The organism is Muricoccus roseus (assembly GCF_900141905.1).
In the GTDB taxonomy this organism is placed as follows: Bacteria; Pseudomonadota; Alphaproteobacteria; order Acetobacterales; family Acetobacteraceae; genus Roseomonas; species Roseomonas rosea.
On sequence record NZ_FQZF01000010.1, the window covers coordinates 144,383 to 164,355 of the forward strand.

16 protein-coding genes are annotated in these 19,973 nt (G+C 70.6%); 10 read left to right on the forward strand and 6 right to left on the reverse strand.

Annotation, left to right across the window (positions count from 1 at the left end; translation table 11 throughout):
• Positions 1 to 2 precede the first annotated feature (2 nt).
• Positions 3 to 488, reverse strand: a complete 486-nt coding sequence (locus tag BUB97_RS10475; protein WP_086062092.1) for an MOSC domain-containing protein — start codon at positions 486 to 488, stop codon at positions 3 to 5.
• A 165-nt stretch (positions 489 to 653) separates the two neighbouring features.
• Between BUB97_RS10475 and BUB97_RS10480 the strand changes: the two genes are divergently transcribed.
• Positions 654 to 1,751: a TRAP transporter substrate-binding protein gene (locus BUB97_RS10480; protein WP_073134413.1), complete on the forward strand. Its 1,098-nt coding sequence runs from the start codon at positions 654 to 656 to the stop codon at positions 1,749 to 1,751.
• Positions 1,748 to 2,716, forward strand: a complete 969-nt coding sequence (locus tag BUB97_RS10485; RefSeq protein ID WP_073134416.1) for a Bug family tripartite tricarboxylate transporter substrate binding protein — start codon at positions 1,748 to 1,750, stop codon at positions 2,714 to 2,716. Before BUB97_RS10480 ends, BUB97_RS10485 begins: the two co-directional genes overlap by 4 nt.
• Positions 2,717 to 2,726: 10 nt before the next feature.
• Here the strand turns inward: BUB97_RS10485 and BUB97_RS10490 are convergent, their stop codons facing one another.
• A complete protein-coding gene (locus BUB97_RS10490) occupies positions 2,727 to 4,088 on the reverse strand; it encodes an MmgE/PrpD family protein (protein ID WP_073134418.1) in 1,362 nt (453 codons plus the stop codon).
• A gap of 247 nt (positions 4,089 to 4,335) precedes the next feature.
• On the opposite strand from BUB97_RS10490, the gene BUB97_RS10495 reads away from it, so the two are divergent.
• Positions 4,336 to 4,533: a hypothetical protein gene (locus BUB97_RS10495; protein ID WP_073134420.1), complete on the forward strand. Its 198-nt coding sequence runs from the start codon at positions 4,336 to 4,338 to the stop codon at positions 4,531 to 4,533.
• Between the two features lie 87 nt (positions 4,534 to 4,620).
• On the opposite strand, the gene BUB97_RS10500 is transcribed toward BUB97_RS10495, so the two are convergent.
• The 3 genes from BUB97_RS10500 to BUB97_RS10510 form a co-directional block, all read right to left on the reverse strand.
• Positions 4,621 to 5,526, reverse strand: a complete 906-nt coding sequence (locus tag BUB97_RS10500; RefSeq protein WP_073134422.1) for a LysR family transcriptional regulator — start codon at positions 5,524 to 5,526, stop codon at positions 4,621 to 4,623.
• An 81-nt stretch (positions 5,527 to 5,607) separates the two neighbouring features.
• The gene (locus BUB97_RS10505; protein ID WP_073134424.1) at positions 5,608 to 8,802 is read right to left on the reverse strand and encodes an efflux RND transporter permease subunit; all 3,195 of its coding nucleotides are present in this window, start codon (positions 8,800 to 8,802) and stop codon (positions 5,608 to 5,610) included.
• A 12-nt stretch (positions 8,803 to 8,814) separates the two neighbouring features.
• On the reverse strand, positions 8,815 to 9,966 hold the full coding sequence (locus BUB97_RS10510; RefSeq protein ID WP_073134427.1) for an efflux RND transporter periplasmic adaptor subunit: 1,152 nt from the start codon (positions 9,964 to 9,966) through the stop codon (positions 8,815 to 8,817).
• A 119-nt stretch (positions 9,967 to 10,085) separates the two neighbouring features.
• Between BUB97_RS10510 and BUB97_RS10515 the strand changes: the two genes are divergently transcribed.
• The 4 genes from BUB97_RS10515 (at position 10,086) to BUB97_RS10530 (ending at position 14,471) form a co-directional block, all read left to right on the forward strand.
• Complete coding sequence (locus BUB97_RS10515) at positions 10,086 to 10,685, forward strand: TetR/AcrR family transcriptional regulator (protein WP_073134430.1); 600 nt, start codon at positions 10,086 to 10,088, stop codon at positions 10,683 to 10,685.
• Positions 10,686 to 10,752: 67 nt separating this feature from the next.
• On the forward strand, positions 10,753 to 11,910 hold the full coding sequence (locus BUB97_RS10520) for a 2-methylaconitate cis-trans isomerase PrpF family protein (RefSeq protein WP_073134432.1): 1,158 nt from the start codon (positions 10,753 to 10,755) through the stop codon (positions 11,908 to 11,910).
• A 37-nt stretch (positions 11,911 to 11,947) separates the two neighbouring features.
• A complete protein-coding gene (locus BUB97_RS10525; protein WP_175562607.1) occupies positions 11,948 to 14,014 on the forward strand; it encodes a M3 family metallopeptidase in 2,067 nt (688 codons plus the stop codon).
• Between the two features lie 46 nt (positions 14,015 to 14,060).
• Positions 14,061 to 14,471: a VOC family protein gene (locus BUB97_RS10530; protein WP_217659620.1), complete on the forward strand. Its 411-nt coding sequence runs from the start codon at positions 14,061 to 14,063 to the stop codon at positions 14,469 to 14,471.
• A gap of 198 nt (positions 14,472 to 14,669) precedes the next feature.
• On the opposite strand, the gene BUB97_RS10535 is transcribed toward BUB97_RS10530, so the two are convergent.
• A complete protein-coding gene (locus tag BUB97_RS10535) occupies positions 14,670 to 15,998 on the reverse strand; it encodes an omega-aminotransferase AptA (RefSeq protein ID WP_073134438.1) in 1,329 nt (442 codons plus the stop codon).
• Between the two features lie 330 nt (positions 15,999 to 16,328).
• Here BUB97_RS10535 and BUB97_RS10540 point away from each other — a divergent pair, with 330 nt between their 5' ends.
• Genes BUB97_RS10540 through BUB97_RS10550 form a run of 3 tightly spaced genes read left to right on the forward strand, consistent with a single transcriptional unit; the run spans position 16,329 to position 19,969 of the window.
• Complete coding sequence (locus BUB97_RS10540; protein ID WP_086062094.1) at positions 16,329 to 17,450, forward strand: C45 family autoproteolytic acyltransferase/hydrolase; 1,122 nt, start codon at positions 16,329 to 16,331, stop codon at positions 17,448 to 17,450.
• Positions 17,447 to 18,997 (forward strand): ABC transporter substrate-binding protein, encoded by a 1,551-nt coding sequence (locus tag BUB97_RS10545; RefSeq protein WP_073134443.1) that lies wholly within the window; start codon positions 17,447 to 17,449, stop codon positions 18,995 to 18,997. Before BUB97_RS10540 ends, BUB97_RS10545 begins: the two co-directional genes overlap by 4 nt.
• 24 nt (positions 18,998 to 19,021) lie before the next feature.
• Positions 19,022 to 19,969, forward strand: a complete 948-nt coding sequence (locus BUB97_RS10550; RefSeq protein WP_073134445.1) for an ABC transporter permease — start codon at positions 19,022 to 19,024, stop codon at positions 19,967 to 19,969.
• The last annotated feature ends 4 nt before the right edge of the window (positions 19,970 to 19,973 follow it).

A 19,973-nucleotide genomic window follows, 5' to 3' on the forward strand; every position in this document is an offset into this window, starting at 1 on the left:
GCTTAGAGCGGTCGGATCGGGTCGCCCACGCGCAGCGTCCCGCCCTCCAGGATCTTGCAGTTCAGGCCGGAGCGATGGACCAGCGGGTCGAAGACCGGCTTGCCCAGGATTTCCTCGATATGGCGGCAGGGGATGGAAAGCCGCGTCGCCTCGACCACGCAGTTCCCGAGGCGGAAGCGCTGGCCCACCAGGTGGTTCAGCGGCACGCCTGAGGTGGTGACGTTGCGGCGATGCTCCTCCGGCAGGATCTCCATCTTGTAGTCGCGCAGGATCGCATCGAGCACCTCGGCCTCGAACAAGGTGACCTGCCGGCCCTCCTCCGGCTTCTCTGAATAGAAGCCCGTCTCCGTGCCGATGCGGTAGCGGTCCCCGACGATGCCCTCCCCGGCCACAAGCTCGATGGCTTCCTGCGGCTGCATGGGCAGGAAGGCACGGGGGGTGATGTGCAGGTGGGTCACCGTGCCGTGCCAGCCGATGGAGGCGCTCATCCGTTCTGCTCCAGTTTTGGGCAACTTGTTGCCCATTTCTCCCAAATCTGACCCAAAGCCGCGCTTCCGGCAAGGATCCCGCCCTGTTGCCCCGTAGATTTCTGGGCAACAAGACTGGCATCGCAGTTGCAAACCCTGTGCCCGGACCAGCCAGGAGACACCCCGATGCGTCGTCGCCACCTCATGGCCGCCGGGACCGCGGCCCCCGCGCTAGCCCTGCCCACGCTCGCCGCCCCGGCCCTCGCACAATCGGCGCCCGAGATCCGCTGGCGGATGACCAGCTCCTTCACCAAGGTTCTCGACGTCACCTATTCCACCGGCGAGTACTTCGCCCGCCTCGTCTCCGAGATGACGGATGGCCGCTTCCGCATCACGCCCTTCGCCGCCGGGGAAATCGTGCCGGGGCTGCAGGCGCTGGATGCGGTGACGCAGAACAGCGTGGAGATGGCGCATACGGGCGGGCTGTTCTTCACCGGCAAGGACCCGGCCTTCGCCTTCACCACCACCGTGCCCTTCATGCTGAACCCGCGCCAGCAGGCCGCCTGGATGTACCACGGCGGCGGCAATGACATGCTGAACAGGCTGCTGAAGGAGTACAACGTCTACGGGCTGCCGCTGGGCAACACCGGCAACCAGATGGGCGGCTGGTTCCGCAAGGAGATCCGCACGGTCGCCGACCTGAGCGGGCTCAAGTTCCGGGTTGCGGGGCTGGCCGGCAACGTCATGTCCAGGATGGGCGTGGTGCCCCAGCAGATCGCGCCCGGCGACATCTACCCGGCGCTGGAGCGCGGCACGATCGACGGCGTCGAGTATATCGGCCCCTATGACGACTCGAAGCTCGGCTTCGATAAGGTGGCCCGCTACTACTACTACCCCGGCTGGGGCGAAGGCGGCGCGGTTTTCCATGCCTTCGTGAACCTGGACCGCTGGAACGAGCTGCCGAAGGCCTACAAGGCGGCCCTGGAGGCGGCCTCCGGCGCCGCCACACAATGGATGCTGGCGCAATACGACTGGAAGAATGTCGAGGCGATGTACCGCCTCGTCGCCGGCGGCACCCAGCTGCGCGCCTTCCCGAACGAGGTGCTGGATGCCTTCTACCGCACCACGCAGGAGGTCTTCACGGAGCTTTCGGCCCAGTCCCCGCGCTTCAAGGAATTGCTGGAGAGCCAGGCGGCCTTCCGCGACCGCTCCTTCGGTTATCACCAGGTGGCGGACTACTCCTTCGACAGCATGATGCTCCGCATCCGGAGGGCCGCGCGGTGAGGCGCCGCGGCCTTCTCGCGGCGCCGCTGCTGGCGGCACTGCCCCGCGCCCAGGCTTCGGCGCAGTCCTTCCCCTCGCGCCCCGTGCGGATGATCGTGCCCTTCGGCGCGGGCGGAATCAGTGACCTCGTCGCGCGCATCGTGGCGGAGGCTGCGGGGCCGATCCTGGGCCAGCCGATCGTGGTGGAGAACCGCACGGGCGCCGGCGGCAACATTGCCGCGGAGGCAGCGGCGCGCGCCCAGCCGGACGGGCATACGGTGCTATTCTCCAGCATCGGGATGCTGGCGGTGAACCCCATCCTCTACCGCCGCCTTCCCTTCGACCCGGCGAAGGACTTCGCGACCGTCGCGCCGCTGGCGAACACGCCGCATGTGCTGGTGGTCCGCCCGAACCTGCTGCCGGAAGGGGCGGGGCTGCGCGAGTTCCTCGCCATGGCCCGGGCCGAGCCGGGCAAGTTGGGCTGGAGCACCGCGGGGGCGGGGAGCTCGCCGCACCAGACCCTGGCCCTGCTGCAGTCGCTGGGTGGGGTGGAGCTGATGGCGGTGCACTACCGCTCCGGCGCGGCCGGCGTGCAGGCCGTGCTGAGCGGCGAGGTGGCCGCGACCGCCGAGGCGACGCCTGTCGTGGTGGAGCATATCCGCGCCGGCACGCTGCGTGCCCTGGTGGCGGCCGCGCCGGAGCGCCTGGCGCTGCTGCCCACCCTGCCCAGCGCGGCCGAGGCCGGCATGCCCGGCCTGGTCAATGGCTCGGCCGCCGGGATCGTCGTGCCGCGCGCGACGCCGGAACCGGTCCGTGCCGCGCTGGACGCCGCTTTCACCCGCGCGATGGCCTTGCCGGAATTGCGGGCGAAGCTGGCGGCCCAGGGCACCGTTGCCATGCAGGGCGGGGCGGCGGGTTTCGATGCCATGGTGGTGGCCGAGGCCGCTCGCTGGCGCAAGGTGCTGGACGGGATGACGCTGGACTAGATCGCGCGCCTCAGGCCGCCTGCGCGTGCCCGAGCAGGGGAACAGGGCCGGGCAGCGCCTGGCCTCGCAGGAGGGCCTGTTCCAGCCGCGCGGCGGCCTCCGCGCCGATGGCGGGCCCGGCCAGCTCGTGGAACTTGGCGGAGAGTTCGGCATCGCTCAGCGGCGCGTCGGGGTCGCCCTTCCGCGTGGGCTGGAGGCGTTCCAGCACCGTGCCGTCGAGCAAGGTCACGCTGACCCGCGCGGCGCGGCGCCCGGGATAGGCGTCGGCCAGGTCCGGATCGATCGAGACGCTCACCTTGCCCATATCGGCACGGATGGCAGGGCTGGAGAGGCTTTCCGGCGCGAAGGCGGCCAGCCGCACGCCACCGAGATGAAGCAGGGCGGAAACGCAATACTGCACGGAGAAGCGTGCATCCGCCTCGGTGCGCGGCTCCGGCCGGTCGCACAGGGTCTTGGTCTGAGTATAACCCGCGACATGGATGCGGGCGACATCCGCCGCGGTGAAGCCATGCGCGTTCCGCAATTCGCCGACGGCATCGAGCGCGGCGAAGATGTGGCCGCAGCAGCCATGGTTCTTGAAGGTGATGGCGGTGATCACCGGCAGCCCGTCCAGCCCTTCCAGCGCCTTCTCCCACTTCCCCGTATCCTCGCTGGTGGCGGCGGCGAATCCGGCGGGGCCGTGCAGCACGTCGAGGGCTCCCGTCATGCCCTGGGCCGCCGCCATCGCGGCCAGGGCTCCGGCCTCGGCGGCATGGCCGGGGTGCAAGGGCTTGCTCATCCCCTCGCCCTGGATCGCGCCCTGCAGGCCGCTCGCCATGGTGGCGGCGGTGGCGAGCGCATGGGCGATGCGCGTGGCATCCTGCCCCATCAGCACCGCGACGGCCGTGGCGGCGCCGAAGGTGCCGACCGTGCCGGTGGTGTGCCAGTAGCGGTAGTGGCTGGGCTGCACCGCCATGCCGATGCGGCTGCCGACCTCATAGCCCGCGATGATGGCCCGCAGCAGCTCCGGCATCGAGGCGCCGAGGGACTGGGCGGCGGCGAGGGCCGCGCTGATAGTCGGGCACGCCGGGTGGTAGCCGGCATCCCGGTAGATGTCGTCGAACTCGACGACATGGCTGGCCGTGCCATTGATGAGCGCCGCGTGCCGCAGCGGGCCGCGCGAGCCGTCCACGTAGCAGATGGCCCGGCCCGCGCCGCGTTCGCCGGCCAGGGCCGCAGCAAGCAGGGTGGCGGGCGGGCGGGAGCAGCCCGGGAGAAGGGCGGCGAACCAGTCCAGCAGGGCGCGCCGGGCATGGTGTTCCAGCTCGGGCGTCAGCGGCCGGCCCCGCCAGCCGGCGGCGTGCCCGGCCAGGCGCAGAAGCGGGTTGCTCATGGTTTCCTCCGTCGGGCTGCACGTCGCCTCGGGCATGACGGCACCGGGCGCCCTGCTTGGCAAGCCAGGAAGCTGGCGGTGAGGGTCAGGGCGCTGCATCCTCCAGGATGCCTCAGGGGGCCGAATGCCCCGGGGGAATGGAGAGCATAGCCGCTCGGCATTGGAGGTTCGGGGCGGGAGGGATCAGTTTCTGGGTCACGGAAGCGGCGCCCCTGCCGCGGAACACAGAGCTGAAGGACACCTTCCCATGCGCAAGATCCTCGCCACGCTGAGCCTCGCCACCGCCCTGGTCGCGGGTGTGGCCGCCCCCTCCTTCGCCGAGGGCGACTATGTCTCCGGCCCGACCGCCTCGGGCGCCTGGACCCAGGCCGATGCCAGCCGTACCCCGCTGGCCGGCGCCAGCAGCCAGGGCGCCAACTTCGACATGTCCCGCCAGGGCGCCTGACGCCCGCTGAGACGACCAGCCGAGGCCCCCCGGCCTCGGCCATTCCGACGAACCCGGCCGCCCCAGGGGCTGCCGGGTTCGCTGCGTTCAGGACTCGGCCGTGACCTGCCCGGCTTCCCAGCGCACGGCGCGCACCAGCTTCACGAAGGCACTCACCGCGCGGTTCATCGGCCGCCCCGCCGCGGTGCTCAGCACCACCGGATGCGTCAGCTCCGGCTCGGCGAGCGGCCGCGCGACCACCCCCTTCGGCAGCACCGCGCCGACCGGCGCCAGGCCCAGCCCCATGCCGGCGGCGACGAGCAACCCCGCCTCGTCATGCCCATCCGCCGCATGCTGCGGCAGCGGATGAATTCCGTGCTCGCGCTCCAGCCGCGCCATGACCGCGGCCACCGGATGCGCCGCGTCCAGCACCACCACGCTCTGCCCATGCAGGGCGGAGGCAGGGATGCTGGCACGCGAGGCCAGCTCATGGTCCTCCGGCACCAGCACGACGATCCCCTCCGACCAGAGCGGCCAACGGTTCAGCCGCTCGGGCAGGGCGCCCACCTCGGGCAGCAGGGCGGCATCCAGCTCGCCGCCCAGCAGCGCCTCCGTCAGGGCCGGTGCCGCCCCCCGGCGCAGGGTGAGGCGCAACTCGGACACGCGGCCGGCCACCTCCCGCAGCACGCGCGGGAGACCGCTCGCATGCACGGCATCGGTGATGCCGATCCGCAGCGGGGCCTCGTCCACCCCGCGCCGGTGGTCGGCGGCGCGCGTCTTCACCGCCTCCGCCGCATCGGCCGTGGCCTGCAGCAGCGGCAGCATGGTCCGGCCCAGTTCCGTCAGCTGGGTCAGGGAGCGCTCACGCAGGATCAGGGGCCCGCCCAGCTCCTCCTCCAGGCTTTGGATGGCGCGGGTCAGGGCGGGCTGCGTCACGTTCGAGGCCTCGGCGGCGCGGGTGAAGTTCAGCTCCCGCGCCAGGGCCAGGAAGTAGCGGATCTGCGTCAGGTCCAATGGATGTGTCCACTCACTCGGCCGGAAGCGTAGCGCATCCGGCCCCCTTGGCACGACCCTGGTACGCCCCTGGCACGACGCTCACCCCTCCGTCGTCGCAAGGGGGGCGTGAACCGCCGCCGAGCCGTCGGCCCCTTCCCGCCGGGCCATGGCGCGGGCCACCACGTAGAACACCGGCGTGAAGATCAGGCCGAAGACCGTCACCCCCAGCATGCCGGCGAAGACGGCCGTGCCCAGGCTCTGCCGCATCTCCGCGCCCGCGCCGGTGGCGACGGCCAGCGGCAGCACGCCGAGGATGAAGGCGAGCGAGGTCATGAGGATGGGCCGCAGCCGGGTGCGGGCCGCGGCCTCGGCGGCCTGCCAGCGCGTCATCCCCTCGGCCTCGGCATGGCGGGCGAATTCCACGATCAGGATGGCGTTCTTCGCCGCGAGCCCGATCAGCACCACCAGCCCCACCTGCACCAGCACGTTGTTGTCGAGCCCACGCCACACCACCCCGGCCAGCGCGGCCAGGGCGGACATCGGCGCGATCAGCACCACGGCCAGCGGCAGCAGCCAGCTTTCATACAGTGCCGCCAGCAGCAGGATGACGAAGACCACGGCCAGGCCGAAGGCGATCGGGGCGGTGTTGCCCTGGGTCGTCTCCTGCAGCGCGATCTCCGTCCATTCGAAGCCGAAGCCGGGGGGAAGCTGCTCGCGAAGCAGGGCATCCATCGCGGCAATGGCCTGGCCGGTGGAGACGCCCGGCCGCGCCGCGCCCTGCACCTCGGCCGCGGGGAAGAGGTTGTAGCGGGGCACGCGATAGGCGGCGCTGTCCTCCTCCAGCGTGGCCAAGGCGCCCAGCGGCACCATCGCTCCGTCCTCGTTGCGCGTGCGCAGCAGGGCCACGTCGCGCGGCGTCAGGCGCTGCGTCTCCTCCGCCTGGGCCGTCACGCGGTAGGTGCGGCCAAGGATGTTGAAGTCGTTCACGAAGGTGGAGCCGAGATAGGTCGAGAGCGCCTCCGAGACGCGGGAGAGGGGAACCCCCAGCATTTCGGCCTTCGTCCGGTCCACCTCGGCCCGCAGCGTGGGGGTCTTGGTGTTGAACAGGGTGAAGGCCATGGCGATCTCGGGCCGCCCGTTCGCGGCGGCCACTACGCGGTTCGTCACCTCCTCCAGCGCCCGCGCGCCACGGTCGCCGCGGTCCTGGATATAGAGCTTGAAGCCGCCGCCCGTGCCGATGCCGGGCACGGAAGGGGGCGGGATGACCAGGGCCAGCGCGTCCCGCTGCTGCATCAGCCGGGCCTGCACGGCCTGGGTGATGCCGGCGAAGGTCAGGTGCGCCGCCGTGCGTTCCTCGAAGGATTTGAGGTTCACGAAGATCACGCCGGAATTGGGCGCGTTGGTGAAGGTCGCGCCGTCGAAGCCCGTGAAGGCGATGGAATTGGCCACGCCCGGCACCTCCAGCACGTCCCGCGTCGCCTGGCGGATCACCGCATCCGTGCGCGCCTGGGAGGCCCCGGGCGGCAGCTGGAAGGCGGCGATGAGATAGCCGCGGTCCAGCGGCGGGATGAGACCGGTGGGCGTGCTCATCACCGTCTGCCCCGTGAGGGCGAGCAACCCGGCGAAGAGGATGAGCAGCAGGGCGGAGAGTCGCACCAGCCGCCGCGTCAGCGCGCCATAGCCGACGGAGAGCGCATCGAAGAGGCGGTTGAAGCCACGGAAGAACAGGCCGAACGGCGCGCCCAGCCAGGCGCGCCAGCCCGTGGGCTTCGCATGCCCATGCCCATGCGGCCGCAGCAGCAGCGCCGCCAGGGCCGGAGAGAGGGTGAGGGACACCAGCGCCGAGAGCAGCGTCGCCACCGCGATCGTCACCGCGAACTGCCGGTAGAAGGCGCCCGACAGGCCCTCGATGAAGGCGGTGGGCACGAAGACCGCGCAGAGCACGAGCGCGATGGCGATGAGGGCGAAGCCCACCTCGTCCATGGTGCGCCGCGTGGCCGCCACGGGGTCCATCCCGTCCGCCATGTGGCGCTCCACATTCTCCACCACCACGATGGCGTCGTCCACCACGATGCCGATGGCCAGGATGAGGCCGAACATGGACAGGTTGTTCAGCGAGATGCCGAGCGCCGCCATGAAGGCCAGCGTGCCGATGATGGAGACCGGGATGGCCGCCAGCGGGATGATGGAGGCCCGCCAGGATTGCAGGAACAGGATCACCACCAGCACGACGAGGATGATGGCCTCGATGAAGGTGTGCACCACCGCCTCCATCGACTGCTCGATGAAGCGGGTGGTGTCATAGACCGCGTGATAGGCCAGGCCCGGCGGGAAGCTGCGCTTCAGCTCCTCCAGCGTGGCGCGCAGCGCGGCGGCGGTGGCCAGCGCGTTGGAGCCGGGGCGCTGGAACACCGGCATGGCCACCGCCTTGTCGGCATCCAGATAGGCGTTGAGCGTGTAGTCCTGGGCCCCTAGCTCCACCCGCGCCACGTCGCGCAGGCGCAGCGGCGCGCCGCCCTCGCCGGTGGCGACGACGATGTCGGAGAACTCCTCCACGCTGCGCAGCCGGCCGAGCGCCTGGATGTTCAGCTGGAAGGCGCCGTCGGAGGCGCTGGTGGGTGGGTGGTTCAGGCCGCCGGCGGCCACCTGCACATTGGCGCGGCGCAGCGCCTCCACCACCTGGCCGGGGGTCAGGCCGCGGGCGGCGATGCGGGCCGGGTCCAGCCAGATCCGCATGGCGTAGTCGCGCGCGCCGAAGACCTGGACGTCGCCCACGCCATCCAGCCGGGCGATCCGGTCCTTCACGTTCAGCATGACGTAGTTGGAGATGTACTGCTCGTCCCGCGAGCCGTCCGGGGAGGTGAAGTGGATCACCATCATGATGTCCGGCGAGGCCTTGCGGACCGTGATGCCCAGCCGCCGCACCTCCTCCGGCAGGCGGGCTTCCGCCACGGCCATGCGGTTCTGCACCAGCACCTGGGCTTGGTCCACGTCCACGCCCTGGCGGAAGACGACGTTCACGCTCAGCCGCCCGTCGCCGGTCGCCTGGGAGGAGATGTAGAGCATCCCCTCCACGCCGTTGATCTCCTGCTCGATGGGGGAGGCGACGGTCTCCGCGATGACGGCCGCGGAGGCGCCGGGATAGGTGGCGGCGATGGTGACGGTAGGCGGCGCGATCTCGGGGTATTCGCTGATCGGCAGCCGCAGGCCGGCGATGACGCCGATCAGCACGATGGCGATGGAAATGACCGAGGCGAAGACCGGCCGCGAGATGAAGAACTGGGCGAAGCGCATGGCGGCGGTTCCTCAGCGCGCATTCGCGAGGCGGGCGGGGGCGAGTGGCTTCACCTCCGCCGTCACCCGCGTGCCGGGGCGGGCGAGATGCAGCCCGGCGACGATCACCTGATCCTCGGGTGAAAGCCCGCCGCGCACGACGCGCAGGCCATCCACCACAGGGCCGAGGGCGACCGGCTTGGCCACCACCGTGCCGTCGGCCGTCACGGTCATCACCACGCGCGCGGCCTGGTCGGCGGCGATGGCGGCGTCCGGCACCATCAGCACCTCCCCTTCTCCGGCGCGCAGGCGCAGGCGGGCGAAGGTGCCGGGCGTTAGGAAAAGATCGGCGTTGGGCAGGGTGGCGCGGGCGCGGATGGTGCCGGAACGGGCGTCCAGCGCCGTGTCCAGGAAGTCCAGCCGTCCCTGGCGGTTCCATTCCGCCTCGTCGGCCAGGCGCAGGCGCACGGTATCCTCGCCCCCACGGGCCTCACTCCCAGGGCGGGAGCCGCCGCGGCGGGAGAGGCGGAGGAAGTCGGCCTCGCTCATGTCGAAACTGGCATAGATCGGGTCCAGGGCCAGGATGGTGGTCAGCAGCGTGGTGCTGGCCTGGACGAGGTTGCCGGCATCCACCCGCCGGTCGGAGACGCGGCCCGATTGCGGGGCGCGGACCTCGGTCCAGCTCCGCTCCAGCTCGGCCTGGCGCAGCTTCGCGCGGGCATCGGCCAGCCCGGCCTCAGCGTCCCGCTGGGCGGCGCGGCGGGTGTCGAGCTGGGCCTGGGGGGCGTAGCGGTCCCGCACGAGGGAGGAGGTGCGGTCGATCTCCTGGCGCGCCAGCTCGAGCCTCGCCTCGGCCCGCGTCACCTCGGCCCGGGCGCTTTCCACCGCGATGTCAAAGGGCTGGCGGTCGATGGTGAAGAGCAGGTCGCCGGCACGGACGACCTGCCCGTCGCGGAAATGCACCTTCTCCACCTGGCCGGAGACCCGGGGGCGAAGCTCCACGCGGGCCGAGGGCTCCAGCCGGGCGACATGCTCCTCCCACTCCGTGATGTTCCGGCGCAGCGGCTCGGCGACGGTGACGGTGGGAGGGGCGGGCTGCGCGGAGAGGGGGAGGGCGGGAAGGGTGAGGGCCAGGGTGCTGGCCATGGCGAGGGGAATAAGGCTCTTGCGGAAGGCGGGCGGCATGGCCAATCTCCGGGGGTCGGATGATACCGACCGGTTCGTACGGATTGATACGAACCGGTCAGTAACATTGCAAGAGCCCGCGGACGCTGCTTTACGTTCCGTGAAACAGGAGAGAGACCGTGACAGACGCCACCAAGACCCAGCCACGCCGATCCGCGGCGGAGCGACTGCGGGAGGTGGCGAGGGACCTGTTCTACAAACAGGGCATCCGTGCCACGGGGGTGGAGGAGCTGTGCCGGGTGGCAGGCACCACCAAGATCAGCCTGTACCGTGCCTTCCCCTCCAAGGACGAGTTGATCGCCGAGATCCTCCGCGATGACTGCCGGGAGGAGGATTGCTGGTACGAGAAGGCCATCGGCTCGGCCCTGCCGCCGCGTGAGCGCCCGGGCGCCTATCTCGCGGCCGCGGTCGGCGAGCTGCGCCAGCCGGGCTTCCGAGGCTGCGCGCTCGGCCTGGCCATCGCCGAATTCCCCGATCCCGAGCACCCCGCCCGCAAGGTGGCCGATTCCTACAAGCGGAAGATGCGGGACGATCTGCGCCGGATCTCGGCCGAGGCGGGGGCGGCGGACCCGGAGATGCTGGGCGATGCGTTGCTCATGCTCGTCGAGGGGGCCTTCGCCGCCGCCGCCTATCTCGGCCCGGAGGAGGCCGGGAATGCGCTGGAGCGCACCGGCGCCGCCCTGCTCGAAGCCACCTTGCCGCCCGCTCCGGCTGCCTGACGGAACCCTGATCGGCCCCCTGATCCGGGGCGCCCTCTTCCGCTAGGCTGGGCGGAGGAGGAAACCCATGCCCCAGCGCGCCCTGCCCGCCGTCTTCATGCGCGGCGGCACCAGCAAGGCCATCATGTTCCATGCGCGGGACCTTCCGGCCGACCGCGCGGCCTGGGACGCCATCTTCACCGCCGCCATGGGCTCGCCGGACCCGTTCGGGCGGCAGCTGGACGGCATGGGGGGCGGCGTCTCCTCCCTCTCCAAGGTCTGCGTGCTGGCGCCCTCCACGCGGGCGGATGCGGATGTGGACTACACCTTCGGCCAGGTCCTGATCCGCGAGGCGCGGGTGGATTACCGGGGCAATTGCGGGAACATGAGCTCCGCCGTCGGCCCCTTCGCCGTGGATGAGGGGCTGGCGCGCGCGGAGGGCGAGACGGCCACCATCCGCATCCACAACACCAACACCGGCAAGATCATCCACGGCACCTTTCCCCTGGAGGAGGGGCGGGCCCGGTATGACGGAGACCTCGCCATCCCCGGGGTGGCGGGCACCGGCGCGCCGGTGCGGCTGGACTTCCTCGCGCCCGGCGGCGCCACCACGGGGCGGCTGCTGCCCAGCGGAGCGGTGATCGACCGGCTGGAGGTGCCGGGCTTCGGCCCCATCGAGGCCTCGCTCGTGGATGCGGCGAATGCCGCCGCCTTCATCCGCGCCCGCGACATCGGCCTCAGCGGCACGGAACTGCCGGAGGCGCTGGAGGCGCGGCCGGACATCCTACGCCTGCTGGGCGAGATCCGGGTCCAGGCCTCCCTCCGGATGGGGATCGCGCCCGATGAGGAGACCGCGCGCCGGATCAGCAGCGTGCCCTACATCGCCCTCGTCAGCCCCGCCGCCGACGCGGCCACCCTCTCCGGCGAGCGGATCCAGGCCGGCGCCATGGACCTGGCGGCGCGCTTCATCTCCAACGGCCAGGCTCACCGCGCGCTGCCGCTCACCGGCTCGCTCTGCACCGCCATCGCCGCCCGCATCGCGGGCACGGTGGTGGCCGAGGCGCTGTCTCCCGCCGCCGGCGAGGGGCCGGTGCGGCTCGGCATGCCCTCGGGCGTGCTGACCGTGGGGGCGGAGGTGGTGCATGAGGACGGGGCCTGGGTGGCGCGCTCCGGCTCCTTCTACCGCACGGCCCGGCGGCTCTTCGACGGGCGGGTCTGGGTCCCCGCCGCGGCGGCCGGGGCGTGACTTGACCCCGCCCCGGCTTCGGCCGCGTATGGCCGGCATGACCGCGCCCAACCCTCTCCTGGTGCCCTGGACAACCCCCTTCGGCATCCCGCCCTTCGACCGGATCCTGCCGGAGCACTTCCCGCCGGCCTTCGAGGCCGCCATGGCGGAGCATCTGGAGGAGATCGCCGCCATCGGCGCCGATCCGGCGGAGCCGGGCTTCGCCAACACCATCGAGGCCCTGCAGCGCAGCGGCCGCGCGCTGAGCCGGGTGGTCAACCTCTTCTCCAACCTCGTTTTCAGCTTCGGCGGCACGGCGCTGGAGGAGCTGGACCGCGAGATGTCGCCCCGCCTCGCGCAGCATGGCATGCGGGTCTCCCTCGATCCGGCCGTCTTCGCGCGGGTGGATGCGCTGCATCGCCGGCGCGGCGGGCTCGGGCTCGCCGAGGACCAGTTGCGCGTGCTGGACCGCACCCATCTCGGCTTCATCCGCAGCGGTGCGGCGCTGGATGCCGTCGCCAAGGCGCGGATGACCGAGATCTCGGAACGGCTGGCCCTGCTGCACACGCGCTTCGGCCAGAATGTCGTGCATGACGAGAAGGTCTGGTCCATGGCGCTGGAGGCGGCCGACCTGGACGGCCTGCCGGGCTTCCTGCGGGAGGGGATGGAGGGGGCCGCGACGGAGCGCAGCATTCCGGGCTTCGTCGTCACCCTCTCCCGCTCGCTGATCGAGCCCTTCCTCACCTTCTCCAACCGGCGGGACCTGCGGGAGCGGGCCTATAAGGCCTGGATCGCCCGCGGCACCCATCCCGGCGAGCACGACAACCGCCCGCTGATCTCCGAGATCCTGGCCCTGCGCGCCGAGCGGGCGAAGCTGCTCGGCTACCCGTCCTTCGCCGTGTTCCGCCTGGCCGACACCATGGCCGGCACGCCCGAGGCCGCCGAGGAGCTGCTTTCCCAGGTCTGGGAGCCCGCCAAGCGCAAGGCCGCCGCCGAGCGCGACCGGCTGCTGGCCGTGGCGCGGCAGGAGGGCTTCGAGGGGCCGCTCGAGCCCTGGGACTGGCGCTACCTGGCGGAGAAGGTGCGGCGCGCCGATTACGACCTCGATGAAGCCGAGCTGAAGCCCTACTTCCTGCTGGAGAACATCCAGCAGGCCGCCTTTGACACCGCGACGCGGCTCTTCGGCCTCACCTTCACGCCGATCCCCGATGCGCCGGTCTATCACCCCGATGTCCGGGCCTATGAGGTGCGGGATGCCACGGGCCATGTCGGGATCTTCCTGGCCGATCCCTATGCCCGCGCCGACAAGCGCTCCGGCGCCTGGATGAGCAGCTACCGGGACCAGGAGAACCTCGACGCGCCCGTCTCGCCCATCATCGTGAACAACAACAACTTCGCGAAATCCGAGCCCACCCTGCTGAGCTTCGACGACGCGGAGACGCTGTTCCACGAATTCGGCCATGCGCTGCACGGGCTGCTGAGCCAGGTGCGCTATCCCAGCCAGTCCGGCACCTCCGTGCGGCGGGACTTCGTGGAGCTGCCCTCGCAAATCTACGAGCACTGGCTGGCCGTGCCGGAGACCCTTCGTCGCTATGCCCTTCACCACGAAACCGGCGAACCCGTGCCGGATGCGGTGATCGCGCGGCTGCTCGCCGCGCGCGGCTTCAATCAGGGCTTCGCCACGGTGGAATACACCGCCGCCGCGCTCATCGACATGGCCCTGCACAGCCACCCCGCACCCGGGACGATCGAGATCGACCGTTTCGAGGCGGAGTTCCTGCAGCGCATCGGCATGCCGCGCGAGATCGGCATCCGCCATCGTCCGGCGCATTTCCAGCACCTGTTCGCCGGCAGCGGCTACGCGGCGGGCTACTATTCCTATCTCTGGGCCGAGGTGCTGGACGCCGATGGCTACGACGCCTTCACCGAGGCGCAGGACCCCTTCGACCCGGCCACCGCCGCCCGCCTTCGCGCCCTGCTGAGCGCGGGGGACACGCGGGACCCGATGGAGCTCTATGTCGCCTTCCGCGGCCGCAAGCCCAGCATCGCGCCGCTGCTGCGGAGCCGGGAACTGCTGCCGGCCCAGGGTGAAAACCCAATCAGCAACAACCGCTCCCGACCGTAGCGGACCCGTTCGCTGGCTCCCCCGCGCCGAGTTCGATAGCTTTGCCATGCAAGTGAAGACGATGATGAGCCTCGGCGGCATCACCAACCTCGACTACACCGTGATCCTGTGCAGCAGGATGCGTGAGACCCGTGCGTTCTACGAGAACATCATGGGCTTCGCCGTGGCTGAGGACATCGAGAACTGGGTGAGCTTCCGGGTCGGCTCGGCGCTCCTGACACTGCGCCCGCGCGGGCCGTGGTCGGTCTGCGACGACGGACCGAGACCATCAGGGTCAGCAGCAGTTCAACTTGCCTTTCGCGTCCCGCTCGACGCCGTTGATCGGTGCTACGAGGAATTGGTCGCTAAGGGCGTTCCGATCTTACGCGAGCCCACCGACCTGCCGAAGTGGCGGCACCGAACGCTGTTCTTCCGGGACCCGGAGGACAACGTCATCGAGCTTTACGCCGAGTTCTGAGCGGGTCCGCAAACCACCTATCTCAGTCATACCTGATTGGTTTTCACCCTGGGAGACGGCAGCAGTTCCCCTGCGCCCCCGGATCCGATCATCTGGAGGTGTACCTGAGGTCGATGACCTCAGGCCGGGGGTATGCCGGCCCTCGCGGGCTTGAGTTCCAGGCCTGCGGCGCTGCCCTGGATCACTCGGGGCAAAGCCTCACCCAGCCCTGGCCGCCCAGCGGATCGTCTCCACGATTTCGTTGATCTGGTCCGTCGAGACGATGAGCGGCGGCGAGAGCACCAGCGAATCCCCCGCCGCGCGGATCAGCACGCCCTTGTCGAAGCAGCGCGCCGCGATGGCGCGGGCCGGAGAGGGCTTGTCCTCCTGCGGGCCGAACTCGATGGCGGCCAGGAGGCCGATGTTGCGGATGTCGGTCACGCCCGGTACGTCGTGCAGGCTGTGCACCGCATCCTCCCAGGTGCCGGCGATATCGGCGGCGCGCTGGAACAGCCCCTCCTCCTGATAGACCTGCAGCGTCGCCAGGGCGGCGGCGGCCGCGAGGGGGTGGCCGGAATAGGTGTAGCCGTGCATGAACTCGGCCATCCCTTCGGGTTGCGACATGAGCCCGGCTGCCACGCGGTCGTTCACCAGCACGCCGCCCATGGGAACCGCACCATTGGTCATCCCCTTGGCGCAGCAGATCAGGTCCGGCATCACGCCCAGCGCCTGGCTGCCGAAGGGGGCGCCGAGGCGCCCGAAGCCCGTCACCACCTCATCGAAGATCAGCAGCAGGTTGTGACGGTCGCAGACCTCGCGCAGCCGCTCCAGATACCCCACCGGCGGCACCAGCACGCCGGTGGAGCCCGCCACCGGCTCGACGATCACCGCGGCGATGGTGGAGGGATCCTGCGCCTGGATGATGCCCTCCAGCGCCTCGGCGAAGGCGATACCGCCATGCTCCGGCCGGCCGCGGCTGAAGGCGTTGCGCGCGGGGTCATGCGTGTGCGGCAGGTGGGAGGTGCCGGGCAGGAGCGGGCCGTAATGCTTCCGCTGCGCGCCGATGCCCGCGACTGAGAGCCCGCCGAAGCCGACGCCGTGATAGCTGCGCTGCCGCCCGATCAGCTTCACGCGCTGGCCTTCGCCGCGGATGGCGTGGTGGGCGAGGGCCAGCTTCAGCGCCGTATCCACCGCCTCGGAGCCCGAGCCGGCGAAGAAGACGCGGTTGAAGCCGTCCGGCGCCATCTCGGTCAGCCGGTTGGCGTATTCGAAGGCGGCCGGATGGCCGAGGCCGAAGGAGGAGGCGTAGTCGAGCTGCCCGGCCTGGTGGCGGATCGCCTCCACGATCCTGGGGTGGCAATGCCCGGCATTCACGCACCAGAGGCCGGCGATGGCATCCAGGATCTGCCGTCCGTCCGGCGTGACGTAATGCATGCCCTGCGCGCGGGAGACGAAGCGGGGATCGCGCTTCCAGGCCCGGTTGGGCGTGAAGGGCATCCAATAGGCTTCGAGCGAATTGGGCGTGGTGTCGAAGGCGAGGTCGTTCATGGTCCGGTGTTCCCGGTGAGAAGAAAGGAGAGAAGAAGGGGGATGGACTGAGGCGGCGCGCGGCGCTGCGGTGGTGCCTCGGCCGGGCCGCCCCGGGCCTGGACACGGTGGGGCAGGGGGCGCGCGGCCCGGCACCGGCCTGCGCGCGGCCCCATCATCCGCGCCGGCCCCCAAAATGCATGCTCCGCATCCTCGCAGCCCTTCCGGGGCCGGTGGCAGGTTTCCGCGCATGATATGGGCGGGGGCGCCATCATTCGCCTTGAGCTTTCCCTTGGGGCGATGCAGGATGCTTGCACTTTGGATCGCCAAAGTCCAGGCGGCAGGACAGAGATGACGGTTGAACCCTTTCCCCTTATCGAGTTGAGCGGCCCGGCCGAGCAGCGTGGCCGGCATTATGGCCGCCAGGCCGCCCGCCGGATTCGCCGCAGCATCGAGCACTACAGCGCCCAGCTCGCGGCCGACGGGCATGGCACGGCCACGGTCCATGGCTGGGTGCGGGACTTCCTGCCGCGTATCGAGGCCTTCGACGCCGACTACATCGCGGAAATGCGCGGCATCGCCGCCGGCGCCGAGGTGGCCTTCGAGGACATCGTCCTCATCAATGCCCGGACGGAGGTGCTGCAGCTCGGCAAGCGCCAGGCGGCCGCACGGAAGGACCCGGATGGCTGCACGGGCGTTGTGGTGATGCCGGAGGCCTCGGCCGATGGCTCCCTCATCCATGCGCAGAACTGGGACTGGAAGTCCGAATGCGCGGAAACAGGGGTGGTGCTGCGGATCCGCCGCGACGACGGGCCGGATATCCTCACCTTCGTGGAGGCGGGCGGCCTCGCCCGCGCCGGGCTGAACGCGGCCGGCATCGCCATCACCGCCAATTACCTGCAGAGCGACCGGGACTACCGCAGCCTCGGCGTGCCCCTCGCCCTTATCCGCCGCAAGGTGCTGGAGAAGGAGTTCGTCGCCCAGGCCTTCCAGGCGGTCTATGCCACGGTGAAGTCGGCCTCGAACAACGTCATCGTCAGCCAGGCCGGCGGCATCGCCATCAATTTCGAATGCGCGCCGGACGAGACCTTCCAGGTGCATGCCACCAACGGGCTGATCGTGCATGCGAACCACTTCATCAGCCCCGTCGCTCTCTCGAAGCTGAAGGATGCGGGCGTGGCCACCACGCCGGACAGCCTCTACCGCGACCTGCGCGTGCGCCAGCTGCTGGAGGCCCGGAAGGGCGGGCTGGACGTGCAGGCGGTGAAGGATGCGCTCTTCGACGACTACCAGTCGCCCTGGGCGGTCTGCCGCCCGCCGCGGCTGAACGCCGCCGGCAACCTCTCCGCCACCGTCGCCATGCTGGTCATGCAGCCGGCGAAGGGTGTGCTGGAGGTGGCGCCGCTGCCCGCGCTGAACCGCCAGTTCACGCGCTACGAGCTGTTCTCCAACGCCGAGGCCCGCGCTGCATGAAGACCCATTCCCTCCTGGCCGGCCTGGCGGCCGCCGCGCTGTCGATCCTGCCCGCGGCGGCGCAGACGCCCCTGCGCGCCTCGCTCAATTCGGACATCCGCAGCACCCAGCCGGGCGGGAACCGGGACTTCAACACCGATTCGGTGATGATGCATGTGGTGGAAGGGCTGGTCGCGCTGAACGAGCGCGCTGCGCCCGTGCCCATGCTGGCGGAGAAGGTGGATCTCTCGCCGGATGGCCTGACCTACACCTTCACGCTGCGCCAGGGCGTCACCTTCCACAACGGCGCGCCGCTCACCTCGGCCGAGGTGCTGTGGAGCCTGCGCCGCTACATGGACCCGGCGACGCAGTGGCGCTGCCTGCCGGACCTGAACGGCCGCTCGGGCCTGGCCAGGATCACCGACATGGCGGCGCCCGATGCGCGCACCGTGACGGTCACGCTGGAGAAGCCGGCCGCGCTCTTCCTGCCCACCATCGCGCGGCCGGATTGCGGCAGCACGGGCATCCTGCATCCCAGCTCCGTCGGCGCGGACGGCGCCTGGGTGAAGCCGGTCGGCACCGGCCCCTACAGCCTCGGCGAATGGCGCCGGGGGCAGTATGTGGAGCTGGAGCGCTTCGAGGGCTATGCCGCCCTGCCTGGCGAGCGTGACGGCTTCGCCGGCGGCAAGCGCGCCGTGATGCCGCGCATCCGCTTCGTGGTGATCCCCGATTCCTCCGCCGCCAAGGCCGCGCTGCTGGCGGGGAACCTGGACGTGCTGACCGACGTCCCCTCGCCGGAGCTGCCGGACCTGCGGGCGCGGCGTGACGTGACCGTCGCGGCGGCGCCGAGCATGGGCGTGACCGCGCTCCTGCTGCAGACCCGCGATCCGCTGCTGAAGGACGAGCGCATCCGCCGCGCCCTTGCCCTGTCCATCGACGTGCCGGAGCTTGTCACGGGGATCCTGGGGCAGGACACGCAGCCCAACGCCTCGCCCTTGCCGACGGCCAGTGCCTTCCGCAGCCAGGCTCAGGCAAGCCGCCCCGCGCGCGATGTGGCGGCCGCGCGGCGCCTTCTGGCTGAGGCCGGGTACCGCGGCCAGACCATCCGCATGATCACGAACCGGCGCTACCCCAATGTCTATGATTCGGCCGTGACGGCGCAGGCCATGGCGGCGGATGCGGGGATCAAGATCGAGCTGGAGGTGATGGACTGGGCCACCCAGCTGGATCGCTATACCCGCGGCGACTACCAGATGATGTCCTTCATCTACTCTCCGCGCCTGGATCCCTCCCTGTCCTATGAGATGATCTCGGGCCCGAAGGACACGCAGCCGCGCAAGGTGTGGGAGGACTCGCAGGCCCTGGCCCTCATCCAGCGCTCCATGACCGTGACGGACGGGGCCGAGCGGCAGGCGGTCTTCGACGAGCTCTACAGGCTCTTCATGGCCCAGGTGCCGATGATCATCCTCTACAACCAGCCGGACTATGTGGCCTTCCGCCAGGGCGTGCGCGGCGTGCAGCCCTGGGCCTCCGGCCAGACGCGCCTCTGGGGCGTCTCGCGGGACTGATGGCGGCCGGGAGGAGGGGTCCGCATGACCGCGACCTATGCGCTGAAGCGGCTGGGCATGGCGCTGCCCACCCTCCTTCTCGTCGCCATCGCCGTCTTCGCCCTGCTGCGGCTGGTGCCCGGCGACCCGGCGCAGCTGATGCTGGGCGATGCGGCGGATGCCGCGCAGCTGGAGGCTCTGCGCGAGAGTATGGGACTGAGCCATTCGCTGCCCGTGCAGTTCGCCCGGTGGCTCGGCGCCGCGCTCCAGGGTGATCTCGGGCGCTCGCTCGCCAATGAGCAGGCGGTGCTGCCGCTCATCGTCGAGCGCTTCCAGGTCACCGCCTCCATCGTGCTGCTGGCGGTGGCGCTGGCAGCGGTGATTGCGGTGCCGTTGGGCACCATCGCCGCCTGGAAGCAGAACAGCGGGCTGGACCTGGCCGTGGTCGGCGGCGCCACGCTGCTGCTCTCCATTCCCAGCTTCTGGCTGGGCCTGCTCATGCTGCTCTTCTTCGGGCTGAAGCTCGGCTGGGTGCCGGTGGTGGGCTATGTCGGCTTCGGGGAGGACCCCTGGCAGGCGCTGCTCTACATCGCCCTGCCCGTGGTCACGCTGACGCTGATCGAGACCGGCGTGCTGACCCGCATGGCCCGCAGCGCCGCGATCGACGTGCTGCGGCTGGAATACGTGGCCCATGCCCGCTCCAAGGGGTTGCGGGAATCCACGGTGCTGCGGCGGCATGTGCTGCCCAATGCCTTCGCGCCCACCCTCACCCTGCTCGGCATCGTGCTGGGCAACCTGCTGGGCGGCATCGCCGTGATCGAGACGGTCTTCACCATCCCCGGTCTCGGGCGGCTGATGGTCGATGGCATCTATGCCCGGGACTATCCCGTCGTGCAGGGCACCATGCTTTTCGTCGCCGCCATCTATGTGCTGGTGAACCTTCTGGTGGACCTCCTCTACCCCTTCTTCGACCCCCGCGTGGCCGCGGAATAGGACC

Coding starts and splice junctions, on each gene's coding strand:
- BUB97_RS10545 (WP_073134443.1), top strand. CDS start 17,447: ATGAAGACCCATTCCCTCCTGGCCGGCCTGGCGGCCGCCGCGCTGTCG.
- BUB97_RS10530 (WP_217659620.1), top strand. CDS start 14,061: ATGCAAGTGAAGACGATGATGAGCCTCGGCGGCATCACCAACCTCGAC.
- BUB97_RS10520 (WP_073134432.1), top strand. CDS start 10,753: ATGCCCCAGCGCGCCCTGCCCGCCGTCTTCATGCGCGGCGGCACCAGC.
- BUB97_RS10525 (WP_175562607.1), top strand. CDS start 11,948: ATGACCGCGCCCAACCCTCTCCTGGTGCCCTGGACAACCCCCTTCGGC.
- BUB97_RS10475 (WP_086062092.1), bottom strand. CDS start 488: ATGAGCGCCTCCATCGGCTGGCACGGCACGGTGACCCACCTGCACATC.
- BUB97_RS10550 (WP_073134445.1), top strand. CDS start 19,022: ATGACCGCGACCTATGCGCTGAAGCGGCTGGGCATGGCGCTGCCCACC.
- BUB97_RS10480 (WP_073134413.1), top strand. CDS start 654: ATGCGTCGTCGCCACCTCATGGCCGCCGGGACCGCGGCCCCCGCGCTA.
- BUB97_RS10505 (WP_073134424.1), bottom strand. CDS start 8,802: ATGCGCTTCGCCCAGTTCTTCATCTCGCGGCCGGTCTTCGCCTCGGTC.
- BUB97_RS10490 (WP_073134418.1), bottom strand. CDS start 4,088: ATGAGCAACCCGCTTCTGCGCCTGGCCGGGCACGCCGCCGGCTGGCGG.
- BUB97_RS10540 (WP_086062094.1), top strand. CDS start 16,329: ATGACGGTTGAACCCTTTCCCCTTATCGAGTTGAGCGGCCCGGCCGAG.
- BUB97_RS10495 (WP_073134420.1), top strand. CDS start 4,336: ATGCGCAAGATCCTCGCCACGCTGAGCCTCGCCACCGCCCTGGTCGCG.
- BUB97_RS10510 (WP_073134427.1), bottom strand. CDS start 9,966: ATGCCGCCCGCCTTCCGCAAGAGCCTTATTCCCCTCGCCATGGCCAGC.
- BUB97_RS10535 (WP_073134438.1), bottom strand. CDS start 15,998: ATGAACGACCTCGCCTTCGACACCACGCCCAATTCGCTCGAAGCCTAT.